Genomic DNA, 12,082 nt, shown 5'->3' on the forward strand with positions numbered 1-12,082 from the left:
GATCAAGAGGCTGAAAGATGGATTTCAACTTAAATGACGAGCAGGAGCTGTTTGTCGCCGGTATTCGTGAATTGATGGCCAGTGAGAACTGGGAAGCTTATTTTGCCGAGTGCGATCGTGACAGCGTCTACCCTGAGCGTTTTGTTAAAGCACTGGCGGATATGGGCATCGATAGCCTGTTGATTCCGGAAGAACACGGTGGACTGGAAGCGGGTTTTGTTACCGTCGCTGCAGTCTGGATGGAACTCGGACGCCTGGGCGCACCAACCTATGTGCTGTACCAGTTACCGGGCGGTTTTAACACGTTCCTGCGTGAAGGGACTCAGGAACAAATCGATAAAATCATGGCGTTCCAGGGAACCGGTAAGCAGATGTGGAACTCTGCCATCACCGAACCGGGAGCGGGATCGGATGTTGGCAGCCTGAAAACCACTTATACACGTAAAAATGGTAAGGTTTATCTTAATGGCAGTAAGTGCTTTATCACCAGTAGCGCCTATACCCCGTACATCGTGGTTATGGCGAGAGATGGTGCATCGCCGGATAAACCTGTTTACACCGAGTGGTTCGTTGACATGAGCAAAGCGGGTATCAAGGTCAACAAGCTGGAGAAACTCGGTCTGCGCATGGATAGCTGCTGTGAAATCACCTTTGACGACGTTGAACTGGACGAGAAAGACATGTTCGGTCGGGAAGGTAATGGTTTCAACCGCGTGAAAGAAGAGTTCGATCATGAACGCTTCCTTGTCGCACTGACCAACTACGGTACGGCAATGTGCGCTTTTGAAGACGCCGCGCGCTACGCCAATCAGCGCGTGCAGTTTGGCGAAACGATCGGCCGCTTCCAGCTGATTCAGGAGAAGTTCGCGCATATGGCGATCAAACTGAATTCCATGAAAAACATGCTGCTTGAAGCGGCATGGAAAGCGGATAACGGCACCATTACTTCGGGCGATGCAGCAATGTGCAAATACTTCTGCGCCAACGCTGCGTTTGAAGTGGTCGATACCGCCATGCAGGTGCTGGGCGGTGTAGGTATCGCGGGTAACCATCGCATCACGCGTTTCTGGCGCGATCTGCGCGTTGACCGTGTTTCTGGTGGCTCTGATGAAATGCAGATCCTGACGTTGGGTCGTGCGGTACTCAAGCAATACCGCTAATTCAGCACGATTCGTAGGCCGGATAAGGCGTTTACGCCGCCATCCGGCAACATGCCCGGTGGCGCTGCGCCTACCGGGCCTACAAAAAATGCCAGGAGCAAAATTATGAATCATTTACCAATGCCCACCTTTGGCCCACTTGCCGGGGTACGCGTGGTTTTTTCAGGGATCGAAATTGCCGGCCCGTTCGCCGGACAGATGTTCGCCGAATGGGGTGCTGAGGTTATCTGGATTGAAAACGTCGCATGGGCCGATACCATCCGCGTGCAACCTAACTATCCACAGCTCTCACGCCGCAACCTGCACGCCCTGTCGCTGAATATTTTCAAAGATGAAGGCCGGGAAGCGTTTCTGAAGCTCATGGAAACCACCGATATTTTCATTGAAGCCAGTAAAGGCCCGGCCTTTGCTCGCCGCGGCATTACCGATGACGTGCTGTGGGAACATAACCCAAAACTGGTTATCGCCCACCTTTCCGGCTTCGGCCAGTTTGGTACCGAGGAGTACACCAATCTTCCGGCATATAACACCATCGCGCAGGCGTTCAGCGGCTATCTGATCCAAAACGGTGATGTTGATCAGCCGATGCCGGCCTTCCCGTACACCGCCGATTACTTCTCCGGGATGACCGCAACGACAGCAGCGCTGGCAGCCCTGCACAAAGTACGCGAAACGGGTAAGGGTGAAAGCATTGATATCGCCATGTACGAAGTGATGCTGCGTATGGGTCAGTACTTCATGATGGACTACTTCAACGGCGGCGAAATTTGTCCACGCATGACCAAAGGCAAAGACCCGTATTACGCTGGCTGCGGTCTCTATAAATGCGCCGATGGCTATATCGTCATGGAGCTGGTCGGCATCACGCAAATCAACGAGTGCTTCAAGGATATTGGCCTCGCCCACATTCTTGGCACACCGGAAGTCCCGGAAGGTACCCAGCTTATCCATCGCGTGGAATGCCCTTACGGCCCGCTCGTGGAAGAGAAACTGGATGCCTGGCTGGCAACGCACACTATCGCCGAAGTCCAGGCGCGCTTTGCTGAGCTGAATATCGCCTGCGCGAAGGTACTGACCATTCCTGAACTGGAAGGCAACCCGCAGTACGTTGCCCGTGAATCCATTACTCAGTGGCAAACGATGGACGGCCGCACCTGCAAAGGGCCGAACATCATGCCGAAATTTAAAAACAACCCGGGGAAAATCTGGCGTGGCATGCCGTCACACGGCATGGATACCGCCGCCATTCTGAAAAACATTGGTTATAGCGAAGCAGACATAAATGAGTTGGTCGGCAAAGGCCTGGCCAGAGTTGAGGAATAAACGCGACGCGCTGACCTGCTGGTTGGTTAGCGCTCACGCCTGATTTCAGTGGATAAAGCATTATGGATATCGTTGGCGGACAAAACTTACGTCAGATGTGGGACGATCTGGCCGGGGTGTACGGAGATAAAACGGCGTTAATTTTCGAATCCTGCGAAGGAATCGTTCGGCAGTATAGCTATGCCTCGCTCAATGAAGAGATAAACCGCACGGCGAACCTTTTCCATTCCTTAGGGATCCGCAAGGGCGACAAGGTCGCATTGCATCTGGATAACTGTCCGGAATTTATCTTTTGCTGGTTTGGACTGGCAAAAATTGGCGCCATTATGGTGCCGATTAATGCCCGCTTGCTGGGCGAAGAGAGCGCCTGGATCCTGCAAAACAGCCAGGTGAGCCTGCTGGTCACCAGTGCCGAGTTTTATCCTATGTACCGCCAGATACGGCTGGAAAATACCACTCCGCTAAATCATATCTGTCTGATTGGCGAGCAGCTTCCGGTTGACGACGGCGTGAGCCACTTTACCCAACTGCAAGCCCGCCAGTCGACTAATATGTGCTATACGCCTGCGTTATCCACTGACGATACGGCGGAAATTCTGTTTACCTCAGGCACCACCTCGCGGCCTAAAGGGGTGGTGATTACCCACTACAACCTGCGCTTTGCGGGCTACTACACCTCCTGGCAAATCGCTCTGCGCGATGATGACGTCTATATGACGGTGATGCCCGCTTTTCATATCGACTGTCAGTGTACGGCTGCCATGGCCGCCTTCTCCGCAGGCAGCACCTTTGTGCTGGTGGAGAAGTACAGCGCCAGGGCGTTCTGGGATCAGGTGCGTAGATATCAGGCGACGGTCACCGAATGCATCCCGATGATGATCAGAACGCTGATGGTCCAACCCGCAGCCCCAACGGACAGACAGCATCACCTGCGCGAAGTGATGTTCTATCTCAATTTATCCGAACAGGAAAAAGATGCCTTTATCGACCGCTTTGGCGTCAGACTACTGACCTCCTACGGTATGACCGAAACCATCGTAGGCATTATTGGCGATCGCCCCGGAGACAAACGGCGCTGGCCCTCTATTGGTCGCGTGGGTTTTAGCTATGAAGCCGAAATCCGTGACGATCACAACCGTCCCCTACCCGCCGGAGAAATTGGCGAAATCTGCATTAAAGGCGTGCCGGGAAAAACAATCTTCAAAGAGTACTACGCGCAACCCGACGCTACTGCCAAAGCGCTGGAACCTGAAGGGTGGTTACATACCGGTGATTCGGGTTACCAGGATGCGGACGGTTTTTTTTATTTCGTCGACAGACGCTGCAACATGATTAAACGCGGTGGGGAAAATGTCTCCTGCGTCGAGCTGGAAAATATTATTTCTGCGCATCCGAAAATTCAGGACATTGTGGTTGTCGGTATTAAAGACTCGATCCGTGATGAAGCCATTAAAGCTTTTGTCGTCCTTAATGAGGGTGAAACATTAAGCGAAGCTGAGTTCTTCAGCTTCTGCGAAAACAATATGGCGAAATTCAAGGTTCCTTCTTTTATGGAGATAAGAACCGACCTGCCGCGCAATTGTTCAGGAAAAATAATCAAAAAAAATCTGAAATAACCCCTCCGGTCGGAATTCCTCCGGCCGGGAAACCTAATTATCTGGAGATGAACTATGAGTGAATCATTACATCTGACCCGTAACGGCCCGATCCTGGAAATTACCCTTGACCGGCCTAAAGCCAATGCCATTGACGCTAAAACCAGCTTTGCAATGGGGGAAGCTTTTCTTAATTTTCGTGATGACCCGGAATTACGCGTAGCAATTATCACCGGCGGCGGAGAGAAATTCTTTTCTGCGGGCTGGGACTTAAAAGCGGCGGCCGACGGTGAAGCGCCAGATGCCGATTTTGGCCCAGGCGGCTTCGCTGGTTTAACCGAAATTTTCGACCTCGATAAGCCGGTCATCGCCGCGGTAAACGGCTACGCGTTTGGCGGCGGTTTTGAGCTGGCGCTGGCGGCGGATTTTATCGTCTGTGCGGAAAATGCCAGCTTCGCGCTGCCGGAAGCAAAACTCGGGATCGTGCCTGACAGCGGCGGCGTACTGCGTCTACCTAAACTGCTGCCACCAGCTATCGTCAACGAAATGGTGATGACCGGCAGACGAATGAGCGCCGAAGAAGCACTGCGCTGGGGCATCGTCAACCGCGTTGTCAGCCAGAGCGAACTGATGGATAGCGCGCGCGAACTGGCGCAGCAGCTGGTAAATAGCGCCCCGCTGGCTATCGCCGCGCTGAAAGAGATTTACCGTGCGACCAGCGAAATGCCGGTGGAAGAAGGCTACCGGTACATCCGCAGCGGTGTGCTGAAGCACTATCCATCAGTGCTGCACTCGGAAGATGCGCTCGAAGGACCACAGGCATTTGCGGAAAAACGCGATCCGGTATGGAAAGGTCGTTAATGTGCCTATGCCGGATAAGATATTTACGCCGCAATCCGGCAATAAAACCGAGATAAGACAATGAGCTATTACGCCTTTGAGGGCCTGATTCCGGTGGTACATCCGGATGCCTATGTCCATCCCAGCGCTGTGCTGATTGGCGATGTCATTGTGGGGGCCGGGGTTTATATTGGTCCACACGCCTCATTGCGCGGTGACTATGGTCGCCTGATTCTGGAAGCCGGTTCTAACCTGCAGGATAGCTGCATCATGCACGGCTACTGCGACACCGACACTATCGTGCATGAGAATGGACACATCGGCCATGGCGCAATCCTGCACGGCTGCGTGGTGGGCAGAGATGCGCTAATTGGCATGAACAGCGTGATTATGGACGGCGCGGTGATTGGCGAAGAGAGTATTGTCGCCGCCATGAGCTTTGTCAAAGCCGGATTTCAGGGAGAGGCAAGGCAGATGCTGGTTGGTTCACCGGTTCGCGTACTGCGTGAAGTCACGGACCAGGAGCTGCACTGGAAACGGCTGAACACCAAAGAGTATCAGGACCTTGCAATCCGCTGCCAAACAGGACTACACGAAACCTTGCCATTAACGCAGGTCGAAAAAAACCGACCGCGCCTGAAAGGCACGACGGACGTAAAGCCAAAATCAGCACGGTAATTTATGCCGGAGAAGCGCTCACGCCGATCCGGCAAATCACCATTATCGACGCATGCTCTTGGAGAGCATCATCTGCCATTTCTGCTCACGGTTAAGCTCTGTTGGGGGAACCGCTGGCAGTCGCGGCGTTTTCGCCACACTCACCTTTTTTTCCTGCAAATTGTGATTCAATCGTCTGTAGAGATGAGAATCAATACTAATGACTTTCACCAAACGCTGGCACTGGCAGCCGCGACCTGCAATTTGATTAGGGATCATCTTAACTTCACAAACAATTTCTCCCACTTCCGACAGAATATAAGAGAGCGTATTAATTGCTTTGCAGTGTTCAATATCAAAATGGCGGGAAATTTCCTTTGCTGTGATCCAACGATCTTCAGCCATCATCCAGTCAGCAATTAACAAATAAAGCGGTCTTTCAACATATTTTTCACACATAAGCACACCATTTCACAAATTAAAAATCTGGCTACGGCCTGTCCAAATTAATAAAAACTAAGCCATATTAAAATTGTGGATATAATGGATAGTATGCGACTTGAATGTTGATTAGTGTGAGCAACATCGTGCTTATTACATTGAAAATGTGGTTATGAAAGCGCGGTTGGCCAGGAATGAGCTTATGAGAGATAAAAAAAGGGTTTCTTTACAGAAACCCTTTCCCAATTATATTGCAGGCCCGGTTAGCGCAATTATCACCGGACCTTTTTTTTATGACTTTTTGATCTGCGCGTGCATTTCCTGAACCGAGGTCACCTTCTCGGTAGCATCGGCATTCAGCGCCATCGCCGTTGCGAAACCGCCGTTCAGGGTGGTGTCATAATGCACTTTGTACTGCAGTGCGCTGCGGCGAATCAGCTTGGAGTCTTCAATCGCCTGACGGCCTTCGGTAGTGTTGATGATGTAAGTGTACTCGCCATTCTTGATACGGTCCTGAATGTGCGGACGGCCTTCATGCACCTTGTTCACCAGACGTGGATTGATACCGGCTTCGCCCAGCACAATCGCGGTGCCGTGCGTCGCATCCAACTCGAAACCAAACTTCAGCAGCTTCGCCGCCAGATCAACCACGCGCTCTTTATCGCCTTCGCGAACGGAGAGCAGCGCACGACCCTGTTTTTTCATGGTGGAGCTGCTGCCGAGCTGTGCCTTGGCGAACGCTTCCGCGAAGGTACGGCCCACGCCCATCACCTCACCAGTAGAGCGCATTTCTGGCCCTAACAGCGGATCAACGCCCGGGAACTTGTTGAACGGCAGCACCACTTCTTTTACCGAGTAGTACGGCGGGATAACTTCTTTGGTGACGCCCTGCTGTGCCAGCGTTTTCCCGACCATCACGCGCGCTGCAACTTTCGCCAACGGTACGCCCGTTGCCTTGGAGACGAACGGAACGGTACGCGCCGCACGCGGGTTCACTTCAATCAGGTAAACTTCGTTATTCTTCACCGCAAACTGGACGTTCATCAGACCGCGAACCTGCAGTTCGAAGGCCAGTTTCTGCACCTGCTGGCGCATCACATCCTGAATTTCCTGACTCAGGGTATACGCAGGCAGAGAACATGCGGAGTCACCGGAGTGCACGCCCGCCTGTTCGATGTGCTCCATGATACCGCCAATCAGCACCATTTCGCCGTCGCAGATGGCGTCCACGTCCACTTCAACCGCGTCATCAAGGAAACGGTCCAGCAGCACCGGCGCATCGTTAGAAACGCTGACCGCGGTCTGGAAGTAGCGACGCAGGTCGGCTTCGTCGTAGACGATTTCCATCGCGCGGCCGCCGAGAACGTAGGACGGACGCACCACCAGCGGGTAGCCAATCTCTTTCGCCTTCTCAACCGCCATTTCAATGGCGGTCACGGTGGCGTTAGCCGGTTGTTTCAGCTTCAGACGGTCAACCGCCTGCTGGAAGCGTTCACGGTCTTCCGCACGGTCGATAGCATCCGGGCTGGTGCCGATAACCGGCACGCCTGCCGCTTCCAGCGCGCGCGCCAGCTTCAGCGGAGTCTGGCCGCCGTACTGCACGATAACGCCTTTCGGCTTCTCGATGCGCACGATTTCCAGCACGTCTTCCAGCGTTACCGGCTCGAAGTACAGACGGTCGGAGGTATCGTAGTCGGTAGAAACGGTTTCTGGGTTACAGTTGACCATGATGGTCTCGTAACCGTCTTCGCGCAGCGCCAGCGAGGCGTGTACGCAGCAGTAGTCGAATTCAATGCCCTGACCGATACGGTTTGGACCACCGCCCAGCACCATAATCTTGTCACGATCCTGAGTTGGATTCGCTTCGCACTCGTCTTCATAAGTGGAGTACATGTAAGCGGTATCGGTGGCAAATTCTGCCGCGCAGGTATCCACGCGCTTGTAGACCGGGTGCAGGTTATATTGGTCACGCAGCTTGCGGATTTCCGCTTCGCGTACGCCGGCCAGTTTCGCCAGACGCGCATCGGCGAAACCTTTGCGCTTCAGTACGCGCAAGAAGTCAGCGTCGAGGCCGTTGATGCCAAGGTCTGTGACTTTTTCTTCCAGGCGCACCAGTTCTTCAATCTGCACCAGGAACCAGCGGTCGATGTTGGTCAGGTTGAACACGCCATCGACGGACAGGCCAGCACGGAAAGCATCGGCGATGTACCAGATACGCTCGGCGCCCGCGTCTTTCAGCTCGCGGCGGATTTTGGTCAGCGCTTCCGGGTCATCCAGACTTACTTTCGGGTCGAAGCCGGTCGCGCCCACTTCCAGACCGCGCAGCGCTTTTTGCAGAGACTCCTGCTGGGTGCGGCCAATCGCCATCACTTCACCGACAGATTTCATCTGGGTGGTCAGACGGTCGTTAGCGCCAACAAATTTCTCGAAGTTGAAGCGTGGAATTTTCGTCACAACGTAGTCGATGGACGGCTCAAACGAAGCCGGAGTCCGCCCGCCGGTGATGTCATTCATCAGTTCGTCGAGGGTGTAACCTACCGCCAGCTTGGCTGCGACTTTAGCAATCGGGAAGCCGGTTGCTTTGGATGCCAGCGCCGAGGAGCGGGAGACGCGCGGGTTCATCTCGATAACAATCAGACGACCGTTTTTCGGGTTTACCGCAAACTGGACGTTAGAACCACCGGTTTCAACGCCGATTTCACGCAGCACCGCCATCGAGGCGTTACGCATGATTTGATATTCTTTGTCGGTCAGCGTCTGGGCTGGCGCAACGGTGATGGAGTCACCGGTATGGATGCCCATCGCGTCGAAGTTTTCGATGGAGCAGACGATGATGCAGTTGTCGTTTTTATCACGCACCACTTCCATCTCGTACTCTTTCCAGCCAATCAGCGATTCATCAATCAGCAGTTCGTTGGTTGGGGAAAGATCCAGACCGCGTTCGCAAATTTCTTCAAACTCTTCGCGGTTGTAGGCGATACCGCCGCCGGTGCCACCCATGGTGAAAGACGGACGGATAATGCACGGGAAGCCGACGTCAGCGGCAACCGCCAGCGCTTCTTCCATGGTATGAGCGATGCCTGAACGTGCGGTATCGAGACCGATTTTTTTCATCGCGATGTCGAAGCGACGACGGTCTTCCGCTTTATCAATGGCATCCGCCGTCGCGCCAATCATGGTCACGCCGAACTCAGCCAGTACGCCCTGACGTTCCAGCTCCAGCGCACAGTTCAGCGCCGTCTGACCGCCCATGGTTGGCAGCACCGCATCCGGGCGCTCTTTCTCAATGATTTTGCGTACCACTTCCCAGTGAATCGGCTCGATGTAGGTGGCATCGGCCATTTCCGGGTCGGTCATGATGGTCGCCGGGTTGGAGTTCACCAGAATAACGCGGTAACCCTCTTCACGCAGGGCTTTACACGCCTGCGCGCCGGAATAGTCAAACTCACACGCCTGACCGATAACGATCGGACCCGCGCCCAGAATCAGGATACTTTTTATGTCTGTACGTTTTGGCATGGCTCTTTTACTCCTGATTATTTCGCGGACTGACGGTATTGCTCAATTAACTCGATAAAGTGGTCGAACAGCGGCGCAGCGTCGTGTGGACCCGGGCTTGCTTCAGGGTGCCCCTGGAAGCTGAACGCCGGTTTGTCGGTACGATGAATCCCCTGCAGGGTGCCGTCGAACAGCGACTTGTGGGTCACGCGCAGGTTGGCAGGCATGGAGGCCTCATCGACCGCAAAACCGTGGTTCTGAGCGGTGATCATCACGGTGTTGTTATCAATATCTTTTACCGGATGGTTGCCGCCATGGTGGCCAAACTTCATCTTAATGGTCTTCGCACCGCTTGCCAGCGCCAGCAGTTGATGGCCGAGGCAGATGCCAAATACCGGAATATCGGTTTCGAGGAATTTCTGAATCGCGGTAATCGCGTAGTCGCACGGCGCCGGATCGCCAGGACCGTTGGACAGGAAGATACCGTCCGGATTCATCTTCAGAACATCTTCAGCAGAGGTTTTCGCCGGCACAACCGTCAGGCGGCAGCCGCGATCCGCTAACATACGCAGAATGTTACGTTTAGCGCCGAAATCGTAGGCCACTACGTGGAACGGCAGTTCATCGGCGGATTTAGCTTCCGGCAGGTCACCGGCCAGCGTCCAGCTACCTTGCGTCCAACTATAAGGCTCCGCGGTGGTCACTTCTTTCGCCAGATCCATACCGTTCAGCCCCGGGAAGGCTTTCGCTTTTTCCAGCGCCAGCACCGCATCCGGGTTATCACCCGCGATAATGCAGCCGTTCTGTGCGCCCTTTTCACGCAGCAAACGCGTCAGCTTACGGGTATCGATATCGGCAATTGCCACAATATTATGGCGTTTGAGGTAAGAAGAGAGGTCTTCGGTATCGCGGAAGTTGCTGGCAATCAGCGGCAGGTCGCGGATGACCAGGCCTTGCGCATGTACTTGAGAAGATTCTGCATCGGCTTCATTGGTGCCGACATTACCGATATGAGGATAAGTAAGAGTGACGATTTGGCGGGAATAGGAAGGATCAGTGAGGATTTCTTGATAACCGGTCATTGAAGTATTGAAAACGACTTCCCCAACCGCCGAACCTGTTGCCCCTATGGCCCGACCGTGAAACTGGGTTCCGTCTTCCAGAACCAATAGCGCTGACTTAATCAAAACACCCTCCAGAGAATATTCACTCACTTTATTTGCATATTAATTCATTAACACCTCATGAATCAATGCAAATTTGCTTACCTATGGATTTCTGGCAAACGGCGGCATTCTAGAGATAGCCCACGTAAAAGTCTACCCAAAAGGGCATTTTTTATTATTATTTTACGCCACTGAGATAAAACACACGATTTAACAGGCAAAAAGATCAGCTAACTTGGGGTGGAAAACGCTTGCGGAAGATAAAGAGTGTAAAAACAGGAAGCGCGATAGATAAAAGTGGACCATTTGGTCAAAATTTACATTGAAATAACAAAATAACCCTGCAAAACACCAACAAATAGGTCATTAAATAAAAAATCAAATTAAAAAGCGAAAAATAAAAGGGCAATAAAATATTGCCCTATGTAATCAAATAGTTATGATTACAATAACCACATCACGAAGGGTAATAAAAGTTATAAACTGCGTAAATCAAGCACATCTTTCATATCAAAAAGACCGTTTGACTTTGATTTCAGCCAAATTGCCGATCGTACTGCGCCATTGGCAAAGGTCATGCGGCTGGAGGCTTTATGCGTGATCTCAATGCGCTCGCCAATATCGGCAAACATCGCGGTATGCTCACCAACGATATCTCCCGCCCGCACCGTGGCAAAACCGATCGTACCGGGTACGCGCTCACCGGTGTAACCTTCACGCGAATAGACGGCACACTCTTTTAAATCTTTATCCAGCGCCCCGGCAATCGCCTCCCCCATCGCCAGCGCAGTGCCTGACGGCGCATCCACTTTATGACGGTGATGGGCTTCAATAATCTCAATATCGGTGTAATCACCCATCACTTTCGCCGCCTTCTCCAGCAGCTTAAGCATGACGTTAACGCCAACGCTAAAGTTCGCGGCGAAAACGATAGCAATGTCCTGCGCAGCATCACGAATAGCCTGTTTGCCCGCGTCATCAAAGCCAGTGGTGCCAATCACCATCCCTTTACCGTGCTGGCGGCAAAACGCCAGATGCGCCAGCGTGCCTTCCGGGCGAGTAAAATCGATGAAAACATCAAAATCATCTTTCACCGCCTCAAGACTACTTTGCACGGTAACGCCCGTTTTACCGGCTCCCGCTAATTCTCCGGCATCGCTTCCCAGCAAAGAAGAACCTTCGCGCTCCAGCGCCGCGCCGAGCTGTACGCCATCCATGCCAAGAGTGGCCTGAATCAACTGACGCCCCATGCGCCCTCCGGCTCCCGCGATGGCAACGCGGATTTGTGCATCATGCATAGCTATTCTCTTTTGTTAATTTTACGTAAATCGTTTTCAGATTAACCAGCACATCGCTGCGCCGCCAGCCGAAAACGTCGATAATTAGAATTTAATGATAAACA

Annotated in this window: 9 protein-coding genes; 5 read left to right on the forward strand and 4 right to left on the reverse strand. The window is 53.0% G+C overall.

Annotation, left to right across the window (positions count from 1 at the left end):
- The first annotated feature begins 17 nt into the window (after nucleotides 1-17).
- The 5 genes from caiA to caiE all read left to right on the forward strand — a co-directional run bounded on the left by caiA (nucleotide 18) and on the right by caiE (nucleotide 5,596).
- Nucleotides 18-1,160, forward strand: coding sequence for a crotonobetainyl-CoA dehydrogenase (gene caiA, locus HVZ39_RS21010; protein ID WP_003018898.1), 1,143 nt, complete (start codon nucleotides 18-20; stop codon nucleotides 1,158-1,160).
- 105 nt (nucleotides 1,161-1,265) lie between these two features.
- A complete protein-coding gene (caiB, locus tag HVZ39_RS21015; RefSeq protein ID WP_019078349.1) occupies nucleotides 1,266-2,483 on the forward strand; it encodes an L-carnitine CoA-transferase in 1,218 nt (405 codons plus the stop codon).
- Between the two features lie 62 nt (nucleotides 2,484-2,545).
- Nucleotides 2,546-4,099, forward strand: coding sequence for a crotonobetaine/carnitine-CoA ligase (gene caiC / locus HVZ39_RS21020; protein WP_181632922.1), 1,554 nt, complete (start codon nucleotides 2,546-2,548; stop codon nucleotides 4,097-4,099).
- 54 nt (nucleotides 4,100-4,153) lie between these two features.
- On the forward strand, nucleotides 4,154-4,939 hold the full coding sequence (gene caiD / locus HVZ39_RS21025; protein WP_019078347.1) for a crotonobetainyl-CoA hydratase: 786 nt from the start codon (nucleotides 4,154-4,156) through the stop codon (nucleotides 4,937-4,939).
- A 60-nt stretch (nucleotides 4,940-4,999) separates the two neighbouring features.
- Nucleotides 5,000-5,596 (forward strand): carnitine operon protein CaiE, encoded by a 597-nt coding sequence (gene caiE / locus HVZ39_RS21030; RefSeq protein ID WP_095715620.1) that lies wholly within the window; start codon nucleotides 5,000-5,002, stop codon nucleotides 5,594-5,596.
- Nucleotides 5,597-5,638: 42 nt separating this feature from the next.
- Here the strand turns inward: caiE and caiF are convergent, their stop codons facing one another.
- The 4 genes from caiF to dapB all read right to left on the reverse strand — a co-directional run bounded on the left by caiF (nucleotide 5,639) and on the right by dapB (nucleotide 11,978).
- The gene (gene caiF, locus HVZ39_RS21035) at nucleotides 5,639-6,034 is read right to left on the reverse strand and encodes a carnitine metabolism transcriptional regulator CaiF (RefSeq protein ID WP_016151651.1); all 396 of its coding nucleotides are present in this window, start codon (nucleotides 6,032-6,034) and stop codon (nucleotides 5,639-5,641) included.
- Nucleotides 6,035-6,307: 273 nt separating this feature from the next.
- On the reverse strand, nucleotides 6,308-9,535 hold the full coding sequence (carB, locus tag HVZ39_RS21040; RefSeq protein ID WP_016151650.1) for a carbamoyl-phosphate synthase large subunit: 3,228 nt from the start codon (nucleotides 9,533-9,535) through the stop codon (nucleotides 6,308-6,310).
- Between the two features lie 17 nt (nucleotides 9,536-9,552).
- Complete coding sequence (gene carA / locus HVZ39_RS21045) at nucleotides 9,553-10,701, reverse strand: glutamine-hydrolyzing carbamoyl-phosphate synthase small subunit (protein ID WP_101741355.1); 1,149 nt, start codon at nucleotides 10,699-10,701, stop codon at nucleotides 9,553-9,555.
- A gap of 455 nt (nucleotides 10,702-11,156) precedes the next feature.
- Entirely contained in the window at nucleotides 11,157-11,978 is an 822-nt protein-coding gene (dapB, locus tag HVZ39_RS21050; protein ID WP_016151648.1) for a 4-hydroxy-tetrahydrodipicolinate reductase, read from the reverse strand.
- Nucleotides 11,979-12,082 lie beyond the last annotated feature (104 nt).

The sequence above is a fragment of the Citrobacter sp. RHB35-C21 genome (genome assembly GCF_013816515.1).
GTDB classification, from domain to species: domain Bacteria; phylum Pseudomonadota; class Gammaproteobacteria; order Enterobacterales; family Enterobacteriaceae; genus Citrobacter; species Citrobacter braakii.